Origin of the sequence: Streptomyces sp. NBC_00461, from assembly GCF_036013935.1 — a bacterium.
Classification (GTDB): Bacteria; Actinomycetota; Actinomycetes; order Streptomycetales; family Streptomycetaceae; genus Streptomyces.
The window spans coordinates 62079-80670 of the sequence record NZ_CP107902.1 but is presented as its reverse complement, the minus strand read 5'-3'; the positions used below and the strand labels follow the sequence as shown (position 1 = coordinate 80670).

The following is an 18592-nucleotide window of genomic DNA, read 5'->3' as shown; positions in this document are numbered from 1 at the left end:
CACATGGCACATGATGCTCGCGATGAAGCCCGGCGGCGGTTGTCTGCCCTCGCGGAGGGCCCAACCGCTCAGTGGGGTCCGGCGCGCAGCCTGGAACGCGATGCCGTCCTGCTGGGGCGGCTGCTGATGACTGCCGCCAACTACCAGCAAACCGGCGGCCGTGCGGCGGACGTGACCCCGGATGATCTCGGTGCGGCGCTTAGCTTGTTCGAAGACATGCGGCATCAGCTGGACCGGTTGGAGTCCCAGGTGGTCATCGAAGCCAGGCGCCGTGACATGGACTGGCGTCAGATCGCGCAGCATCAGGGGCTGAACTCGCAGCAGGCTGCTTCGCAGCGTTATCAGCGGCTGATGACCCGCCTCGAAGAGATCCGCCAGGGCGTCAGGTAAGAAGGGGAAAGCCCAGATGACGGACCAGCCGCAGGAACTGTTCGCCGCTGTCGACTCGCTGCTTGCCGCCGTCGACGACGGTACCGTGCTGCCTTTGCCGGCCGAGCGGGTAAGACTGCGTGAGGCGGCCGGGCTGACCCGGGCCGCCATCGCCCAGGCGCTTGGTACGCGGGTGCCGAGCATTGAGGGGTGGGAGGCCGGCCGGTCCGAGCCGACGGGGGAGCGCCGCGAGGCATACCGCCATTTGCTCGAGGGGCTTGCTCAGCGCCATCCCGCCCCCTCGCCCTCCAGCCGGCCCGCAGCCCGACCGAAACCGCCTTCTGTGCCCTCGACCCAGAACACACCGGCGCCGACGGCACGTCCTGCTCGATCGAGCGGACCAACGCGTGCTGCCGACGCACGGTTTCCCAACGGGCCGCTGGCGGTGCTGGACGGGGACGGCACCGCCTACTGCCTGGGCGGGGTGCTGCTGGAGTGCCCCGCGGCCACGATCCCGCAGCTGGCTGACTGGGTGCTGCGTCAGTCCGGGCTGGGCGCGGAGAGGCTGCACCGGCACGGCAAGGACTCGGACCCGCTGATCGTCCTCACCGCTCAGGCAACTGCCCGCTTCGGCCTGCCCGCGGAGCTGGAGGACCGCCGGGGCCTGCGCCTGCCCGACGATCATCCAGTGGTGCGTCAACTCGCCCGCGCGAAGTGGAAGCTGACGCGCCGTGGGTTCGGCCCCTGGCCGCGTATCTACCGGCCGGCCCAGGACGGGCGCCGCCAGTGCGTGCAGCTCGCCGTCCTGCCCTGGGGCGCCCTCGACGCCCGTTCCTGGGGGACAGCCGACCAGCTGGAGCCGGCTGAACTCGCCCGCCTGCTCGGCACCTACGCCACCCGTGTGCTCACCCCCTGCGGCTCTACCGCCGTCACCGGCCTGGAACTGATGACCGCGCTGCGCCCGCCTACCCGCGCGGTGAAGGACCCCGTCACCGGGAACTGGGTCTCCGGCCCGATGCCCGGCTCGCTGACCGAGGCGGTGGAGTGTGCCCCGCCCGAGGCTCCCGACGGACACCCGGCCGTCGCCGCCTTGTATCCCCGCTTCCACCAGCGCACCCCCGACCAGGTGTTGGACGAAGAGGCCTACCAGTGGGCGAGGCCGCTGACGGACGAGGAGTGCATGAAGCCCTATGTCGTCGGCATCGACGTCAACATGGCCTTCGCCGCGGCCGCCAACCGGCTGACCGTCGGCCTGTCCGCCCCCGTCCACGTCCACCGCCCGGCCTTCGACACGAAACTGCCCGGCTCCTGGCTGGTCGACCTCTCCCACATCCGCCTCGACGAGCGCCTGCCCAGCCCGTTTACCCCGCACGGCGAACGCCCCACCGGCCCGGCCTGGTACGCCACCCCAACCGTCGCCTACGCCGTCGAACTCGGCTACACGATCACCCCTCTCGAGGCCTACCTGCGCTACGAGCACGGCCCCTACCTGGACGCCTGGTACACCCGGCTGCGCGACGCCTACATCGCCACGATGGCCGACCTCGGGATCACCCCCGGCATGCCCGAAGAGCAGTACCTGGCCGCGATGGCCGGCCACCAGCACACCGACCCCGTCCTCGCCGCCGTGCTCAGCGCCATCAAGGCCACCGTCAAAGGCGGCATCGGCAAACTCCGCGAGCGGGCCCGCAGCGGCGGCTGGCGACCGGGCGAGCCCTGGCCCGCCCTCGCCCGCCCGACCTGGCGCCCCGACATCCGCGCCGCCGTCATCGCCAACGCCCGCGTCAACATGCACCGCAAGATGCTCAAGCTCGCCACCCACGCGGACCTGTACCCGGTCGCGGTCCTCTCCGACTGCGCCGTGTACGCCTCCGACGGCCCCAGCCCGCTCAACTTCCTGCCCTACCGGGACGGCAAGCCCCTGCCCGGCGGCTTCCGGCTCGGCGTTTCACCCGGGATGGTCAAACACGAGGGCACCCAGAGCGTGCTGTGGGCCGAAGGCCTGCTGGAAGAACATGGCCCGGACGTGAACATCGCCCGGCACATCAAGACCGGCATCATCTCCGGCCAGGACGAAGGGGAGTAGGCACCGATGGGCATCATCGCCGACAGCCTCGACCAGGCCGACGCCGCACACTTCACCCGCCCCATCCCGAAGTCGGCCCAGAAACAGATGCAGTTCCTGGTCCGACAAACCAAGGGCACCAGGGCCGCGGCTGACCTGCTGGGCATCACCCAGCGCACCGTCGAGCGCTACGTCAAAGGACAGCTCAAGCAGCCTCGCCACGACCTCGCCCAACGGCTCGCTGACGAAGTCCGCAAACGATGGCAGCCCCGAGTCCGCGACCGGGCGAAACGACAGGCCGCCACGACCAGCGGCATCGTCATCGACACCCGGGCACGCTTCGGCTTCACCGCCGCCCCCGGTACCACCGACGACCCGCGGCTGAGGCCCATCACCCAAGGCCTGCCGCCAGCCTACGCAGCACGACTCTTCGACGCCCACGCCGCCGGAGCCACAGAGCAACAACTCCAGGACATCGTGACCGAAGGACTCCAGGAGATCTACTTCAAAGACCGCGGACGACGCGCACACGGCCTGCTGGTGGACTTCACCGACCTCGACTACCTCGACGTCGACTACTGAGCAGAGCGGCCCCCTCCACCAAGGGCCCCCGCCTGCTGAGCCAAAGCACAATAGTTGTCACCAAGGCAGGCGTGCTGTCACCAGGGCCACCGGGCGGCGAGTGCTGAGCAGAGTTCGGGACCGCGGTGCAGTCTCAGCTGTCCAACCCGGCTTCCCACTTGCGCCGGCGCAGCAGGTGGTCGCTGAAGAGGTGTCGGCTCCGGTCGAGCAGTTCACCCACCTCCGCGTCGCCGCGCGGCCCGTCAGGCGAGGGATGCCAGCGCTGCACTGATTGCGCGGCCCAGGTGCGCAGCTTCACATCGGGGTCCTCGAAAAGACCGACAGCCGCCCGAAGCGCCACGATGCCGCCGCACGCGTCGAGCAGCCGGAACGCACCGACGCGGACGTGCCGCGGACGCTCGGAGCTGATGCGCTCCAATAGCCAGTCGGCGGGCAGGTCCTTGGCCGAGGGCAGGAGGGCGGCGGCGGTCTCGCGGACGACTCCGGCGGCAGGGTCGTCGAGGAGCGGCCACAACTGCTTCGCATCCACGCAGTCCAGTGCCCGCAGCCCTGCCACCGCTCGTGCCCGCACCCCGGCCGCCGGGTGTACGAGCAGCGGTCGCAGCAGCCTGGCGTCCGCGCGGTTACCGCACTCGGCCAGCCCGATGACCGCACCGGGCGGCAACTCGGGGTTGTCCGGTGCCGTGCACCGCTCCCGGTACCAGGTCGTCGGGTCACCTCCCTGCTGTCGTACGACGTACCGGGCGCAAGCACGCACGAGCGCGGACCGGTCGCTGAGAAACGGTTCCGCCTGCTCTGACCACCCTGCCCGTCTCAGTGCGGTGACGCCGGCCGACCGGGTACGCGGGTTGCGTGCGGACAGCAGTGGAGGCAGCACACCCTCGTAGGTGTCCTCATCCCCCAAAGCCGTGAGCGCCGCTGTGGCACACAGGTCCTGGACCACGGTGTCCTGGTCCCGGGCGGCCGCGCGGGCCAGCTCGGCGGGACGGAGTAGTCGGCCCTCGATGGCCAGCCGGTACGCGAATCGCCGGACGATGCGGTCGGGGTCAGCGAAGAGAACAGCGAGCTGCCCGTGGGATGCCTGGCGCAGGATCTGGCCGAGCACATCGACGCCGAAGGCACCCCTGTCGCGGCGGCCGACGCGGAGGATGAGCGGCGCGAGGTCGAGGGCAGCGTGCACGTTCAGGGCCTCGCGCAGCAACTGCCGGGCGTGCTGGCGCACTGGGCCGACCCAATCGGCGCAGCGGATCACGACCAACGGCAGCAGACCGGGGTATCGGACCGACTGGCGCAGCGCCTCCTGACGGATTCGCCCGTCGCGGTGGCAGAGGGCGAGTGCGAGCCGAGGCTCGCCGAGCTGAGTCAGGTCGGCGGGCAGTGGGGCGGAGTGCTCCCACCCCGGCAGGAGCTGCGGGCGGCGCCAGGCCACCTCACGCACTCCTGCGTCCAGCGCGAGCCAGTCAGCGGGGTCGGCGACATCCAGCGTGCTGTGAAGCGGCGCACCACCCGCGAGCCGCGTCGCTGCCGCTGTCCCGTCCTCGATGTCCTCAAGCATTCCCGCCCCTCCAGCAGTCGTACCCGGTGATCGTAGGAGGCGGGGTTCGCGTAGGGCGCGCGAAATATGGCCCGTGATCGCCGAGGGCTGCCGCTCGGCACCCTGCTCACCAGAAGCCGAACGCGGTGACATCGCCCCTGCTTCGCTTGCCGCTGGTGACAGGTAGCGCGTCGCATCGGTGACAACGACCATGCTTTGTCCTACTGAAGCTGCAGGCCAGCGGATGCCGAGGGTGACAACTATCGGGCTTCGGCACATCGTTGTGGTCGGGTAGCCGGGTCACGGCAACGTGACCCGGCTACCCGACCACAGTTGTGATGAGCCGAAGCACGTTGGTTGTCAGACAGGCAGGCTTGTTGTTACCAGATCGAAGCGCGGGCCCTTCCAGGGTGGCAGGCGGAATGCGACTGCTTCGGCTGGCGCCATAGCACTTCAGTCGGTAATCCGCTTGAACTGCAGGCGGGTGGGCGTGGCAGGCTTACGCGGTGATTGTCGAGCTGGCCCCCGGTTTTCTGACCTGGGGCGATGTGGATCCCGCCCGTCGCTTCTTCGACAGCGCGTCGGCGCCGCAGGTGGTGCGGTCGCTCGGGCCTGCTCGGAGGGTGCCCAGCCGCCCTGACATACCCTTGGGCGACCCGGTGATGAGCGCCTGGAGTTCGGGCGAGGGGCAGCCCTGGGCAGATGCCATGTCGCACGCCCTCGCCGAGCGCTACGGCCGCTGGACCGCGGGCTGGCGCTGGGCGCACGACGAAGGGGACTTCGACGGAGGACCCGTCGGGAACTGGTGCTGCCCGCGAGACTCGATCACCACTCCGCAGGAGACGCTCGCCCGCGTCGTCGCGGCCCTCTGCGAGTGGCGCGAGTGGCTGGAGAGTCTCGCTGGGTGGTTCGACGCGTACCCGTTGAACCTGGCCGAGGTCGACGACCAGCGGATGTTGTGGGAGCGCGCCGCCCGAAACCTGATTGTGCAGGTGACCGACCGGACCGGCTGCGGCAGTGGCTGGCACGGGCACTGCCGTCAGGTGCTCACCTGGTTCCTCAGCCGCTGGAACGTCGCGCCCGACGTCGCGGAGAAGCTGGTCGACGAGGCGATCGGCGGGCGGTTCGAGAGCTGGACCGGACCCGACCTGGCGCTGGTCGAGGACGTCGCCGAGCGACTCTCGCTCTCGCTGCGGCCGGACCACGCCGAACGAGCGGGCGGGCTCGCGCAGGACCACCTTGAGCGCTGGCTCGCGCTGCGCGAGACCGTGCCCTGGCACGAGGCCCCGGACGGGGGCGGCGGGGAACCGGTGTTTCCGTCACGCGACGGTGCGGTGGAGGACATCCGTGCCTTCGACGGCGCCATCGACCCCGCCCGCGTCGAGGGCCTGCTCGCCGCCCTGGAACTGCTGCGGGCCGACGCGGCACGCGGCGCACGACTCGACTTCGAGCTGCTCCGGCGCTGGCAGCAACATGTCCTGGGCTCAGAGCGGTTGCCGCCGTTCCGCGAGCTGCCGGCCTTCGCCAAGGGGGGCCGGGAACGTTACGGCATCGGCCCGGACACCCGAGCTCGCCTCGATGCCTGTCTGGCTGAGAGCGCGCGGAACGCCGAGCGGTCCCTTCCGCTCACTGCTCGGGCTGCACGTGCCTATCTCGACGTGTGTTTCTTCCATCCCTTCGACGACGGCAACGCCCGGTCTGCCTTCCTTGCCCTCGTCTTTGTCCTCGCCCGCGAGGGCGTCGCGCTCGACGGGGTCAGCCTGCTGCGTCGCGTCACCTTCCAGGCCGATGAGCGGCAGGACGCGTTGACCCTCACGCGGTACGTCGACATCCACCTCGCGGAGACCCGACGCAACACCGCCTCCCTCGGCTCCTAGCCGTTGGACAAGAAGGCGCTGCTGAGACCATCTGAGTTGCTGGATCGTACGGATCCGTCCTGCAGCCCAGACCGCGGCGGCGTACCGGAGCCGGTCACAACTGCCCCGCCTCCGCGCTGCTGGTGACAAGTAGCGTGCCGACCTGGTGACAACTGCCCTGCCTCGCCGTACCGAAGCCGCAGGTCAGTAGGCACCGATGGTGACAATTATCGTGCTCCGGCTACCCGACCACATCAGGCCGGCGAGTGAGGAGCAGCGTCTTCGGGCTGCGCCTCGGTCGGGGAAGTAGTTGTTGGCGCCGGTACGTCGGGGGCGGTGTAGAAGACTGAGCTGCCTTGCTTGGTGCGGTGAGCCTGGCTCTTGGCCACGAGTCCTTCGAGAGTGACGCGCACGACCTTGGTCTTGATTCCGCGTTCGGGATGGGCCTGGCCGAGCGTGGCGGAGATTTCCGCAGCGGAGCGTGGTTCGCTCTGCTCGGCGAGGTGGCGGCGGATGAGTTCCACAAGGGTGGGCTGGGTTGTCTTGGAAGCGTCTGCGGTCTTGGCTGCGGGCTTCTTGGCGGCTGGCTTCCTGGCCGTCGGGCTTGCCTGCGCGGCCGTGGCCTTCCTCGCCCTTCGCCTGCTGCTTGGTTCGGCGCTGGTTTTCTGCCGGGGAGAGGGCACTGCGGTGCTCTCGGGCGTGATCGCCGACTTTGCTGGTGCTTCGGTGATGCCGAGTGCCTGCTGCATGTTCACCAGCACGGTGTGGTCCTGCTGCAGGGCGGTCAACTGTTGTTGCAGGGCGGTGATTTCCGCACTGACGCGTTCCTGTTCCTTGAGATTGTGTTCGAGGTCGTCGGTCACCCGGGCGATGTACTGCGATGTCAGTTCCGTGGTGCTGGTCGTGCTCTCGGACATGGCGCTTGACCTTTCCTCGTGTGCGGCCGTGAGGGCGGCGTCTGCGGGCCGCTCCTGACGGGGGCAGCGTCCTGTCGGCCAGTGCCGAACGGTGCCGCAGAGCGGACGCCATCACTGCAGCATGTGCCTTGGCGTAGTGATGGTACGGACCGGCGGAGCCGGTTGTTCCCGCGCAGGCGGCCTTTCTCGGCCCGTGGCCGGCCTCAAGGCAGTGGCGCCTGGCATCTGCAGGACGGTGCTGCTGGGCGGGTTCGTGTACGGGGCTGGGGCAGTTGCCAGAACACTTCGTCGCTCTCCCGGTTGTGCTGCCAGGCTGCCAGCGTGCGGGTGGTCACCAGCCGGTCGAGGAGTTCCCCGGTCTGCTGCGGGGAGTGTCCGCACAGGCGGGCGAGGACATCCATGTCGGTGCCGTGGTGGGTGTCGGCCACGGTGTGCGCGGCCAGCACGAGGACGGTCAGCCGCAGGGCGGGCGGTGCGGCCGGCAGGGCCAACGGGGCGGGGTGCAGCGCCCAGTGGGCGGCGCGGCGGCGGGCGCGGCGGCCCGGCGCCTGGTCGAGGACCGCGGCATCAAGCAGCCGCGCCCGCACGGGCAGCGACCTTGCATCCGGCGGCTGCAGCCAGCCGGCGTGGGCCAGTTCCTGCCACAGCTCCCGATGTCCGCGCAGGCGCATGCCGCGCAGCAGGCCGGTCGGCAGCCGGACGTGGCCGCGGGTGTCGGCGCGCAGGGCGCACTGCAGGCCCAGCAGCCGGGCGGCGGGAGAGGTGAACCGGGGCAGCGCGGCGCCGAGGTAGGTGAGCATCTCCCGCACGCGCACCCGCTCGTCGGCCTGCGCGGACGGCCCGGTGTGTTCGGCAGACGGCGTGCGGGCGGCGTCGTGCGGCCGGGAGGGGCTCAACAGTGTGTCCGGCACCACCGCGGTATGGCTGGTGGCCGCCGCGCAGGCGGCGCAGGTGTCGGCCAGCCGCCAGGCGCGACCGCTGCCCTCGAGGGTCAGGGCCAGCAGTACCGGCCCGGCGCATCCGCGGCGCCGCGGATGCCATACACAGCCCTGCACCCGGCACTGGCAGCTGCGCAGATACGCCGGCAACGCATCCGCGCGGGCATGGCAGGCCAAGTGCGCCAGGGCGGCGGAGCGCGCGGAGGAAGCGGTGAGGGGAGAAGTGTGGGCGGTGCAGGAGGGGCAGACAAGCGTGGGACCGCCCGCGTGCGGACGCAGCTCCACGGTCCAGATGCGCCGCACTGCGGCATGCGCGCCGGCAAGCCTCATCGGCTGCTTGTCCTCCCGTCTGTCCGCGCCGCGGTGGTCGGTGCCCCGGTCGCACGGGGGCCGGGACGGACGCACCGTAGTGCAGATTGCTGCACCGTGGATATCACCGTCCCTCCACCCTCGACGAAAGTGCAGAAACCCGCACTGACGGGGCAGGGGTCTGCACCGTCGGATGGTCAGGTGACGATCTTGCCGCCCGACCCCGACCTCACTGCGCTGCGCGTCGTGCTCGCGCGCCTGCGGGCCGAACGCGGTTGGACCTTCGACGAACTCGCCGACCGCAGCGGTCTGGCCCGGCGCACCCTCATCGACCTCGAACACGGCCGCACCACCGGCAGCGTCACCACCTGGCACACCCTCGCCCACACCTTCGACGTGCCCATCGAGCACTTCCTGGGCACCCTGTGCGACGACCACACCCCGCCCGGCACGGCCGCTTCCTGAACCCCCGCTCCGTCCCGGCGCGCACCACGCAACAAATCACCCGATCGAGCACTCAGGCATAGAACAACCATCCGCAGTAACGCTCATGTGTGCGGGCTTGTTGGGCTGGCCGGGGGACATACCCCCGACACGTTGCTCACGCCTGCGTGTCGCCTGGCACGGTCCGGGCCATGTGCCCCACACCCGCCCCCGACGGCCGTCACCGGGACGGCAGCCCCCGCGCCGCCCACCGCCCCCGCCCGCTCCGGGTGACGACCACCAGCCCCAGCCGCCTGCTGCGCGCCGGCCAAACCGGCCGCTGCCGCCACTGCGGCCACCGCATCGACCTCTACCAGCGCCCCGACCAGCGGCCCATCGCCCTGCACCCCGCGGAACTGGCCGCCGCCGACGTCCCCGAATCCTGCCGCTGGCACCTCAGCGGCGGCATCGCCTACCCGCACGGCGACAACAGCGCCTGGTGCCGCATCCCGCATGCCGTGCTCTGCCCCCACCGCACCCCGACCTGCCAGGCCGGCCCCCGCCTCGAGGCGATCCGCCGCCAACTCGCCGTCCGCACCCGCCGCCTGATCGACACCGGAGGCCTCATCCCCGCCTCACCCGCCGCCCCGCAGCCCGCCTCCCGCACCGGCGGCCTCGGCCGCCCCGTCGTCCAGCTGCTGCTGTGCCGCTACCTCGCCCAGCAGCGGCTCGAGGACCCGCGCTGCGTGGCCCAGACCCGCCACCGTCACCGCTGCCCCAACCCCATCCTCGCGAGCCCGGCCGGGGTGTGGAAACTACTGCCCGCCACCGCCCGACACGGCCAACTTGCCCTCCCCGACGCTCTGATGGCCGTCTACGACCTGGGCCACCTCTCGTACGGCGAACAGCTGCGCTGGCGCACCCAGCGTTTCCCGGCACACGCCACCGCCCCCGGCGCCGCCGACCTCGCCCTGGCCGGCTGGCAGCCCTTCGACCCCCTCCTGCACGCGGCGCACATCCACACCCACCTGCCGCCCCCGGCCCGCCCGCACCGAAGGGGCTGACCCATGCCGCACCACGCACTGGAAATCGTGCTGACCCGCCCCCTGCCCCCGGCGGCCCTGCACCGCGCCGCCCGCGTGCTGCCGCTCGCCGCCAACCACGACGCCACCCGCCTGATGGCCCTCATCCCGGCCAAGACCCCCCACCGGGCCGCCCGCCGACTGCGCCACCGGCTCGGGGAACGACTGCCCATCGACGTGATCACCACGCACTACCCGGACACCGAGCACAAGGTGCTGCTCAACGTCGCCTTCCCGCCCGCCGCGCACGCCGCCCTCACCGCCGCCGCCCGCCGCGCCCAGCAGACCCCCGAACACTTCCTGGAACTGGCCCTGCGCCGGGCCCTGGCCCAACACGCCGACCAGGAAATGGACCGCCTCGACAGGGCAGTTGGCCAGCTGCTGGCCCACACCACCCCCGCCTACCTGATCTCCGCCGTCGGGCACGCGCTCACCCGGCTGTCCGAGAGGCCCACCCCGTGAACCCCACCGACGAACAGACGGCAGCCGCCGACGCCTTCCAGGCCGGCGACCACCTGGCCCTGCAGGCCGGCGCCGGCACCGGCAAGACCACCACCCTCGCCCTCCTCGCCCGCACCACCACCCGCCGCGGCCGCTACCTCGCCTTCAACCGGGCCATCGCCCAGGACGCCCGCACCCGCTTCCCCACCACCGTCCAGTGCAAAACCGCCCACGCCCTGGCCTACGCCGCCATCGGCCACCGCTACACCCAGCGCCTGAACGCACCCCGCCGCCCGGCCTGGCAGACCGGACAGGCCCTCGGCCTGACCAAAGCCCTCCGCATCGCAGAACGCGAGATCTCCCAACGAGCCCTCTCCCACACCCTGCTGCGCACCGTCGCCCGCTTCTGCCACACCGCGGACGAAGCCATCACCCGCCACCACGTACCCCGCCTGCGCGGCCTGGAAGAGACCGACCTCCACGCCCAACTCGCCGCCCACATCGTGCCCTTCGCCCGCAAAGCCTGGGCCGACCTGCACCACCTGGACGACGGCGCGGTCCGCTTCGACCACGACCACTACCTGAAAATGTGGGCCCTCACCCAGCCCAGGATCGACGCCGACTTCCTGCTGCTGGACGAAGCCCAGGACACCAACCCCGTCGTCGAACACATCTTCCTCAGCCAGCGCGACCACGCCCAGCTCGTCATGGTCGGCGACTCCGCCCAGGCCATCTACCACTGGCGGGGCGCCAAGGACGTCATGACCGGTTTCGACGGCACCCAGCTCGCCCTGTCGAAGTCCTTCCGCTTCGGCCCTCACCTCGCCGAGGAGGCCAATCGGTGGCTGGCCATCGCCGACGCCCCCCTCCGGCTGACTGGTACCGAGACCGTGCCCACCGAACTCGGCCCCCTCACTCGGCCCGACGCGGTGCTGTGCCGCACCAACGTCGGCGCCATGGCCCACGTCATGAGCCTGATGACCACCGGATGCCGGGTCGCCCTGGTCGGAGGCGGAGACAGCCTGCGCGCCCTGGCCCTCGCCGCCCGCGATCTGAAGGAAGGCCGCCGCACCACTCACCCCGAACTCGTCCTGTTCCCCTCCTGGGGCGAACTGCAGGACTACGCCGCCTACGACCCCGCCGGCCGCGACCTGCAGCCGCTTCTCGACCTCGTCGACACCCACGGCACCGACGCCATCCTCGCCGCCGTCGCCTGCCTCGCGCCCGAACAGCATGCCCAGGTCACCGTCTCGACCACCCACAAGGCCAAAGGCCGCGAATGGCCCCGCGTGAAGATCGCCGACGACTTCACCCCGCCCCAGGACCCCGACCAGGACACCGATGTGCGCCAGGCCGCACCCGCACCCATCGACGACAGCGAGGCCCGCCTCGCCTATGTCGCCGTCACCCGCACCCGCTCCCACCTCGACCTCGGAGGCCTGTCCTGGATCCACGACCATCCACACGGCATGCCATCTCCCGCATCCTGCGGACGGAGTTCCTGCAACTGAAGTCGAAGCTCCCACTCCTGTGGTCATCCGGCCGGCACTTGGCTCCAGGGCGCGAGGGGAGGATCCGTTGTGATCTTCCTCGGCTCGTTATCCGGGGCTTTCGGCGCCGTGCAGGCGAGCAGTGAGCAGGGATTGTTCGGCGGGGTTGCTGGTGAGCCGGAGGGCCTGTGCGTCGGCCTGGCGGGCGTCGTCGGTGCGGCCCAGGGCGCGCAGGAGCGCGGCCCGTGTGGCGTGGAAGAGGTGGTAGCGGCCCAACTGGTCGGCCAGTGCGTCGACTTGGGCCAGGGCGGTGTCCGGTCCGGTGTGGCTGACGACGACGGCCCGGTTCAGGCGGACGACCGGGGACGGGTCGACCGTGAGCAGCATGTCGTACAGCTGCAGGAGCTGGGGCCAGTCGGTCGCCGGCCAGCTGGGGGCTTCGCAGTGGACGGCGGCGATGGCGGCCTCGATCTGGTACGGGCCGGGGCGGCGCAGCGCGGCGGCCCACTCGATCAGGGTGACGGCGCTGCGGATGCGGCGGGTGTTCCACCGGGAGCGGTCCTGCTCGGCGAGCGGCACGAGGCTGCCTCGGTCGTCGAGACGCGCCGGCCAGCGGGCGGCGTGCAGGCGGATCAGCGCGAGCAGACCCAGGGGTTCGGGCTCGGAGGGCAGGGACTGGGCCAGCAGGCCGGCGAGCCACTCGGCGTCGTCGACCAGTTCCCGGCGCACCCCTGTGTCGCCTGCGGTGGTGAAGCAGCCCTCGTTGAAGACGAGGTAGATCACCCGCAGCACCTGCTCCAGGCGGCTTTTGAGCTCGGCGGGCTCCGGGGCGCGGTACGGGATGCCGGCCTTGGCGATCTTCTGCTTGGCGCGGGTCAGGCGCTTGGCGAGGGTGGCCTCGGGCAGCAGGAAGGCCCGGGCGATCTCGGCGGTGGTCAGTCCCGCCACGGCGCGCAGCGTGAGGGCGACCTGGGCGTCGGCACCGAGCGCGGGGTGGCAGCAGGTGAAGATCAGCCGCAGCCGGTCGTCGGGTTCGCGCTCGGCCGAGGCGGGCAGGGCGGCGAGCTGTTCGAGCTTGTCGCGGTAGCGGCCCTCGCGGCGGATGCGGTCGAGCGCCTTGTTGCGGGCCGTGGTCAGCAGCCAGGCGCCGGGCCGCTCGGGCGGCCCGGTAGCCGGCCAGCGCTGCAGCGCCTCCACGACGGCCTCGGCGACCATCTCCTCGGCCAGGTCGAAGTCGCCCAGGAGGCGGACCAGGCTGGCGGTCAGCCGGCCCGCCTCCTCGCGGAAGACCCGCTCGAGCAGCGACCGCGCGGCGGCGCCGTGGCGCGGGTCAGCGCTCGACGACAGGGCGCACCTCCACCTTGCCGTCGGGCATCGGGAAGCTCGCGGCGAGCTCCAGGGCGGCGTCCAGGTCAGGCACGTCGACGACCGCGTAGCCGCCGATCGCCTCCTTGGCCTCCAGCAGCGGGCGGTCGATCAGGGTGGAGCGGCCGTCCTCCAGCACCACGGTGGTGGCGGTGTCCGGCTCGCGCAGCTGCTGCGCCTCCACGATGGTGCCGTCGGCGAAGTGTTTGCCGATCCACTCCCCGATACGGCCGAACACCTCACCGCGCTCCTCCTCAGGGCCGTCCTCCTGCCAGGCGCCCCGGGTCAGCAGCAACACGTACTTCATGGCTTCCTCCTTGCTCGTGATGTCTCTGTACCACCACGACGAACAAGGCGGCGCCGAAAGGACAGGTCCCTCTCCCGAATCCGGCAGCAGCGCCACGGTGACCACCGGATCCCCCAACAAACCGCCGGCGATGACAGTCCAACGCCCTGGCGCGGAAGGCGGCAGCGGCGATCGTGTGCCTGCATACGCCCCCGAGCGGACCCGCATACGACGTTCTCGTCGCGCCCGCCGGCGCGCGGGCGCCAGGTCGGGGCGCGGTCAGCTGTGCACGTCGATCCGGTAGCGGTCGGCCAGCGCGGCCACACCCAGAGCTTGGCCGGTCAGCGCCTGGCGCTCGTTGTCCGCGGTCAGGGCAACGACGGCGCGACCCACGCCCTCAGGTGACTGGGACGCACTGAGATCCAGGTGCTCCGCAAACCGCATCACGCCGCGGTGCGCCCCAGCCCGGGGTGCAGGGCCACCGAGGTGACGCCGTGCGGGCGCAGCTGCGCGGCGGCGGCCACAGCCAGCCAGCCGGTCGTCGGCGGCCTTGGCCATGCCGTAGGCGTGCTGCTCGCCCTCGGGCACGGCGAACGAGACCGTCACCACCAGACTGCCCGGCGTCTTCATCAGCAGGGGCGCGCACAGCGAGGTCGCCACGTAGTGGGCGCGTACCCCGTGCGTGAACATGGCGTCGAACAGCTCCAGCGGCTGCTGCCACAGCGGGGCGTTCCACTCCTCCCAGGCCCCCGCGTTAAGCCGCTCGTACCCGGCCCAGACGTTGTTGATCAGCAGGTCCAAGCGTCCCTGCTCGGCCGTGATGCGCTCGGCGACCGCCGCCACCGCGGCGTCGTCCCCGTGGTCGCAGACCACGGGGATCCCCTGACCGCCCGCCGCCTGCACCTCCCCGGCCGTCGCCTCCACCGTACCGGCCTCAGGTGACGCCGCCCGGCTGGTCGAACGGGCCGTCACGTAGACCGTCCAGCCCTCCTGGCCCGGCCCTGTAGTCCTAGCTCAGACACCAGGGAACAAGTAACCCGCCGGTAGGTGCGGTAAGGCTTGGGTCTGCCGTTTCCTGCTGCGGGGGCGCCTCGTTGGGCTGATCGGATGAGTGTCCGAAGGGCCGACGGCAGGGGACGGGTGTGCGACAGGAGTGGTCGCCGGAAGACGTGGTGGCGTGCTGGACGCTGGTGGATGGCGATTGGGGCCTGGTGGCCAACAAGTCCGGTCCGACCCGGCTCGGCTTCTGCCTGATGCTCAAGTTCTTCGAGATCGAGGGCCGGTTCCCGGAGTTCATCGAGGAGTTCCCGCAGCCTGCTGTCGAGTACGTCGCCGGTCTGGTCAGGGTGTCGGTGGCCGAACTCGCGAAGTACGACCTGGCGGGCGCGAAGCGGCACCGGAAGCAGATCCGCGAGGCGCTGGGTTTCCGGCCGGCGCTGTTCTGGTCGAACATCAACCCGTACGGCACATTCCGCCTCAACATGGACAAACAGCTCGAACTCCGAATGCCGGTCACGGTGCCCAGCGCACGGCGTCATACAGCCAGGGCGCAGACCATGTCTCCGCGCAGTTGAGTTTCCAGGCCAGGGCCTACGCTGTGTGGACCACCTCTGCAGTGAACATGATGCTGACAGTGGCCGGCGACGAGGTGTTGCCGGTGCCCCTGCAGGCGCCACCCGGTGGGATCAACGGTCTCACCGCGGTGAGGACCCGTGCTCCTCGAACTGGCTCACGAGCTGCTTGAGGGTGGCGATCTCGGCGGCCAGCGCCGCATCGCCAGCATCGGTGATCTCGGCCCAGGTCCGGGGCCGCCGGCCCTCGTACCCCTTGATGAGAGTGGCGAGCCCCTCGGCGGCCAGCACTTCCAGGTGCCGGCCGAGGTTGCCGTCGGTAAGCCGGAGCTGCGACTTGAGATAGGGAAATGTTGCCTTCCGTACCTGGCCGAGCACGGTCAGGATCCCGAGCCGGGCACGGTGGTGCACCACGTCGTTGAGACCGACGGAAGGATGCGGCTGCTCTGTATGCCCGTCATTCATCGACTCTGCTCCTGGCGCAACGTGAGACTGCCGGCGACGAACAGGCTCATACCCAGCAGTGCGAGGATGACGGTCGTCCCGTGCTGATCGAGCAGGTGGGCCGCCGGCATTTTCGGATACGTGTTGGTCAGACCGGTCGACAGCGCATGGAGGGGCTGTTCCAGCCCGATGACGAGGCACGATGCGGCTGCGGCAGTGGTCAGGACCCGGCTGTGCCGGACGAGTCCCACGGCGAGGAAACCCGCTGCGGTGATCGCCCCGCCGAGCGAGAGGAACGCGCCGAGGACCGCCGCGCAGCCGGCCATGACAGCGATGACGACGATGTCGCGTTCCCCAGGCCCGGCACCGTCACTCAGCCGGAACCGGCGATACCACCACGCTGTGACTGCGATGCCGATCGGCCCGGCGACTACCCAGTACAGCCAGGGAAGAACGAACAGGTCGCCGAATTGCTGCAGGTCGGCTCCCGCTCCGACCAGTTCGATCAGGCCGAGGACGATCATCGGTACTGATGCCCGGTGTAGATCCCCTGCGGAACGTCGCCGCAGATGCTCAAGGTCTGCCAGGACAGACCGCGCCTCGGCGGGGTCAATGTTCGGCCGGACCGGCACGGGCAGGGGTGTCACCGCAGGTGCGGCGCTGGTTGCCACGCGCACCACCTTGGTGGCCGCGGCCAGGTCATGTGGCAGGCGGTGGCCGGGGATGACCAGCATCAGCAGGAAGTACGCCACAACAATCGCCGGGTGGACCTCCGACAGCAGCCAGACGGCGGCGACCAGGACGAGGGAGCGGACCACGGCTCTGGCCGGGCCCGGCGGGCAGGCGCTGTCAGTGCGGCAAACTCGGAGTCCGGTCGCCCGCATGCCCAGCGTCCCACCGCCGGCCACCGTGCCGGTGAGATAGAGCCACACCGCAATCATGACCGTCGCGCTGACATAGCCCGGAACGGCCTGGTCGTACGAGGTGACCGGGGTATTCGAAACGAACATCCAGGTCCATCCGCAGACCAGCAGGATCGCGTAGGCGACCACCGCATCCAGTATGGCCGCGCCGCTTCGGGCACCGAATCCGGCTGCCTCCAGGCGGTCCGCGCCCCGTGTCAATCCTGCCTCTGGCTCCATGGATACTCCCCACCGGCGAGAACTCTATCGTGCAGAGGACTATACGGAGCAGGGTTGATGGTGGCAACGGGTTCGGCAGGCGGGTGGCAGGGTCGGCGGCAGGTCGGAGGCTCGGGCGGAACGATGGAAAGCCCGCTTGATGCCTGCGGCATGTCAAGCCAACTTTTCATCGAAAGTGGAGGCGTCGACATCCAGGGATGGTAAGCAGTGAGGAACGACGTGCGCCGTCTCAGGGTGGAGCGCGAGCTCTCCCAGAGTCAGCTCGCCCAGGCCATGGGGGTGTCGCGCCAGACCATCAATTCGGTCGAGACCGGCCGCTACACGCCCTCACTTCCGCTGGCCGGCTTCTTTTCCAGACCTGTAGAGGAGATTTTCCATGCCGATGCCGTCCGATGACGCAGGCCACCCCGACCGGGGCTTACAACTCCTGGTTCCACTCCTATCCGGCGTTGCAGCACTTGTCGCCGCCCTCGTTCCCGACCAGGCCGCCCTCGCCCAGCAGCTCTACGACGCCAGAGAAAAGACCGTCCAACAGATCGCCGACCTGTTCCAGCGCGAACTGATCGTCGCCAACACGATGGACGGCCTGGCCTCCGCACGCGCCCGCGGCCGGGTCGGCGGGCGCCGACCCAAGCTCACTCGGTGTACCCCGCTCGACGGTGTACGGACACCTCAACAAGACCAAGACCGTGCCCCGCCAACAGAAGAGGGCCTCCGCCGCGAAGCCCTGAAAGCTACCGACGGGTTACTTGCTCCCTGGTGTCTGAGCTAGGACTCCCAGGCCTGACCCAAGGCCCGCGCGATCCCCTTGCCGATTCCCCGGCTGGCGCCCGTCACCCACGCCACTCGAGACACGGCGGAGCCCATACGATCTGTCATGCCGTGCACCCTGGCCGCGCAGAGCCGTCCCCGCTCGACGTTGCCAGAGAGCGCTCTCGAGAACCTCGCTTCCGGATACGCACCTGCCCGAGGAGGGAGCGGCGCCCGGCCCCTCGAGTCGCATAGTTCTTCTGATTCGGCCAGTCCCTCCGGCCGCGACCGCAGCGAGGTCACCCCTCACCCCCAGGGGCGCGTCATAGGTCCGCGACGGCATCGAGGAAGGTGTCGGCCTGCTCCTGCAGCCAGGGGTCCAGCCCTTTGAGCCCGGAGACGATCGAGTGCAGCTCGCGCGCCGTCGCCGGCATGTCGGCCCATGGTGTCCGGCTGGTCATGACGGCGGAGAGCAGGTCCCCTTCGTAGAAGTCGTCGGCGGCCATAAGATCCGCTCGGAGTATCTCCATGGCCGCGGCAGGAGGTGGGTCAGACCGATGTTCTGCCCGATCGGCAGCCTCAGGTCCTGGACGCTCAGCGCGCCGATGGGCTTGTGGCGCAGGGCATGCACCGTGGTGACCAGGTAGGAGTCGTACGTCGCAGGCCCCCAGCGATCGTCTTCGATCCCTTCCAGGGAGAGCAATCGGTCCTCGGGTCGAGTCACTCGCCGATTGTCCTCCTCGAGATGCGAATCGGGCCCCGTGTCCCCAGACCTCACGCCCAGGATCCTGGCAGGTCTTGCGCTCCGAGGCCAATGATCTCTTGAACTCGCAGCGGCGCGAGGTGCCGTACCCGAGTTCGGCTCCTGGCGCCGCCACTCTCTCTTTCAGGCCAGGTGCAGACGGCAGCGGGATCCGGATCCGCTCCTGCCTGACAGGCCGACGGCTCGGCTGCCTGCCGAGTGCCTCGCTGGAAAGGGTAAAGGTCACGGCGCGTTGATTCGTAGGTCGCAAGGGCTGGCATGCCCC

Annotated in this window: 20 protein-coding genes and 1 pseudogene; 11 read left to right on the top strand and 10 right to left on the bottom strand. The window is 70.4% G+C overall.

All coding sequences use genetic code 11. From position 1 onward, the window contains the following. Window positions 1-3 precede the first annotated feature (3 nt). From OG870_RS00390 to tpg, 3 genes are read left to right on the top strand one after another with little or no spacing between them, the layout of a single operon-like run. Entirely contained in the window at window positions 4-390 is a 387-nt protein-coding gene (locus OG870_RS00390) for a hypothetical protein (protein ID WP_266593270.1), read from the top strand. Window positions 391-406: 16 nt separating this feature from the next. Further along, window positions 407-2455, top strand: coding sequence for a telomere-associated protein Tap (tap, locus tag OG870_RS00385; protein ID WP_323179503.1), 2049 nt, complete (start codon window positions 407-409; stop codon window positions 2453-2455). 6 nt (window positions 2456-2461) lie between these two features. After that, window positions 2462-3016, top strand: coding sequence for a telomere-protecting terminal protein Tpg (gene tpg / locus OG870_RS00380; RefSeq protein ID WP_266593276.1), 555 nt, complete (start codon window positions 2462-2464; stop codon window positions 3014-3016). Window positions 3017-3149: 133 nt separating this feature from the next. On the opposite strand, the gene OG870_RS00375 is transcribed toward tpg, so the two are convergent. Beyond that, on the bottom strand, window positions 3150-4571 hold the full coding sequence (locus OG870_RS00375; protein WP_266593278.1) for a hypothetical protein: 1422 nt from the start codon (window positions 4569-4571) through the stop codon (window positions 3150-3152). 485 nt (window positions 4572-5056) lie between these two features. Between OG870_RS00375 and OG870_RS00370 the strand changes: the two genes are divergently transcribed. Then, complete coding sequence (locus OG870_RS00370) at window positions 5057-6427, top strand: Fic family protein (RefSeq protein ID WP_266593280.1); 1371 nt, start codon at window positions 5057-5059, stop codon at window positions 6425-6427. A 233-nt stretch (window positions 6428-6660) separates the two neighbouring features. Here OG870_RS00370 and OG870_RS00365 read toward each other — a convergent pair whose 3' ends face one another. Both OG870_RS00365 and OG870_RS00360 read right to left on the bottom strand, forming a co-directional pair. Next, on the bottom strand, window positions 6661-7323 hold the full coding sequence (locus tag OG870_RS00365) for a hypothetical protein (RefSeq protein WP_266593282.1): 663 nt from the start codon (window positions 7321-7323) through the stop codon (window positions 6661-6663). A gap of 203 nt (window positions 7324-7526) precedes the next feature. Beyond that, window positions 7527-8591, bottom strand: coding sequence for a hypothetical protein (locus OG870_RS00360; RefSeq protein ID WP_266593284.1), 1065 nt, complete (start codon window positions 8589-8591; stop codon window positions 7527-7529). A gap of 180 nt (window positions 8592-8771) precedes the next feature. Between OG870_RS00360 and OG870_RS00355 the strand changes: the two genes are divergently transcribed. The 4 genes from OG870_RS00355 to OG870_RS00340 all read left to right on the top strand — a co-directional run bounded on the left by OG870_RS00355 (window position 8772) and on the right by OG870_RS00340 (window position 12027). Beyond that, a complete protein-coding gene (locus OG870_RS00355) occupies window positions 8772-9035 on the top strand; it encodes a helix-turn-helix transcriptional regulator (RefSeq protein WP_266593286.1) in 264 nt (87 codons plus the stop codon). A gap of 170 nt (window positions 9036-9205) precedes the next feature. After that, window positions 9206-10057 carry a DUF6083 domain-containing protein gene (locus OG870_RS00350; RefSeq protein WP_266593288.1) on the top strand — a complete coding sequence of 284 codons (852 nt, stop codon included), beginning with the start codon at window positions 9206-9208 and terminating at the stop codon, window positions 10055-10057. A 3-nt stretch (window positions 10058-10060) separates the two neighbouring features. Further along, window positions 10061-10537 (top strand): hypothetical protein, encoded by a 477-nt coding sequence (locus OG870_RS00345; RefSeq protein ID WP_266593290.1) that lies wholly within the window; start codon window positions 10061-10063, stop codon window positions 10535-10537. Further along, window positions 10534-12027 carry a UvrD-helicase domain-containing protein gene (locus OG870_RS00340; RefSeq protein ID WP_266593292.1) on the top strand — a complete coding sequence of 498 codons (1494 nt, stop codon included), beginning with the start codon at window positions 10534-10536 and terminating at the stop codon, window positions 12025-12027. Before OG870_RS00345 ends, OG870_RS00340 begins: the two co-directional genes overlap by 4 nt. A gap of 87 nt (window positions 12028-12114) precedes the next feature. On the opposite strand, the gene OG870_RS00335 is transcribed toward OG870_RS00340, so the two are convergent. The 3 genes from OG870_RS00335 to OG870_RS00325 form a co-directional block, all read right to left on the bottom strand. Then, complete coding sequence (locus tag OG870_RS00335; RefSeq protein WP_323179509.1) at window positions 12115-13353, bottom strand: RNA polymerase sigma factor; 1239 nt, start codon at window positions 13351-13353, stop codon at window positions 12115-12117. Next, window positions 13337-13678: a YciI family protein gene (locus tag OG870_RS00330; RefSeq protein ID WP_266593294.1), complete on the bottom strand. Its 342-nt coding sequence runs from the start codon at window positions 13676-13678 to the stop codon at window positions 13337-13339. The genes OG870_RS00335 and OG870_RS00330 overlap by 17 nt, the downstream gene beginning before the upstream one ends. 258 nt (window positions 13679-13936) lie before the next feature. Then, window positions 13937-14629: an SDR family oxidoreductase gene (locus OG870_RS00325; RefSeq protein WP_266593296.1), complete on the bottom strand. Its 693-nt coding sequence runs from the start codon at window positions 14627-14629 to the stop codon at window positions 13937-13939. 167 nt (window positions 14630-14796) lie between these two features. Here OG870_RS00325 and OG870_RS00320 point away from each other — a divergent pair. Continuing rightward, a pseudogene (locus tag OG870_RS00320) lies at window positions 14797-15231 on the top strand (DUF4158 domain-containing protein); the annotation flags it as partial. A gap of 120 nt (window positions 15232-15351) precedes the next feature. On the opposite strand, the gene OG870_RS00315 reads toward OG870_RS00320, so the two are convergent. Together OG870_RS00315 and OG870_RS00310 are read right to left on the bottom strand one after the other, a co-directional pair. Further along, window positions 15352-15693 carry a transcriptional regulator gene (locus OG870_RS00315; RefSeq protein WP_266593298.1) on the bottom strand — a complete coding sequence of 114 codons (342 nt, stop codon included), beginning with the start codon at window positions 15691-15693 and terminating at the stop codon, window positions 15352-15354. After that, window positions 15690-16814, bottom strand: a complete 1125-nt coding sequence (locus tag OG870_RS00310; protein WP_266593300.1) for an RDD family protein — start codon at window positions 16812-16814, stop codon at window positions 15690-15692. Before OG870_RS00310 ends, OG870_RS00315 begins: the two co-directional genes overlap by 4 nt. 207 nt (window positions 16815-17021) lie before the next feature. Here OG870_RS00310 and OG870_RS00305 point away from each other — a divergent pair, with 207 nt between their 5' ends. Then, window positions 17022-17210 carry a helix-turn-helix transcriptional regulator gene (locus tag OG870_RS00305; RefSeq protein WP_266593302.1) on the top strand — a complete coding sequence of 63 codons (189 nt, stop codon included), beginning with the start codon at window positions 17022-17024 and terminating at the stop codon, window positions 17208-17210. Further along, window positions 17191-17586 carry a hypothetical protein gene (locus OG870_RS47975; protein ID WP_443063423.1) on the top strand — a complete coding sequence of 132 codons (396 nt, stop codon included), beginning with the start codon at window positions 17191-17193 and terminating at the stop codon, window positions 17584-17586. Before OG870_RS00305 ends, OG870_RS47975 begins: the two co-directional genes overlap by 20 nt. 301 nt (window positions 17587-17887) lie before the next feature. On the opposite strand, the gene OG870_RS00295 is transcribed toward OG870_RS47975, so the two are convergent. Together OG870_RS00295 and OG870_RS47970 are read right to left on the bottom strand one after the other, a co-directional pair. Beyond that, window positions 17888-18094, bottom strand: a complete 207-nt coding sequence (locus OG870_RS00295; RefSeq protein ID WP_266593304.1) for a hypothetical protein — start codon at window positions 18092-18094, stop codon at window positions 17888-17890. After that, on the bottom strand, window positions 18022-18195 hold the full coding sequence (locus OG870_RS47970; protein ID WP_405626645.1) for a hypothetical protein: 174 nt from the start codon (window positions 18193-18195) through the stop codon (window positions 18022-18024). The genes OG870_RS00295 and OG870_RS47970 overlap by 73 nt, the downstream gene beginning before the upstream one ends. Between the last annotated feature and the right edge of the window lie 397 nt (window positions 18196-18592).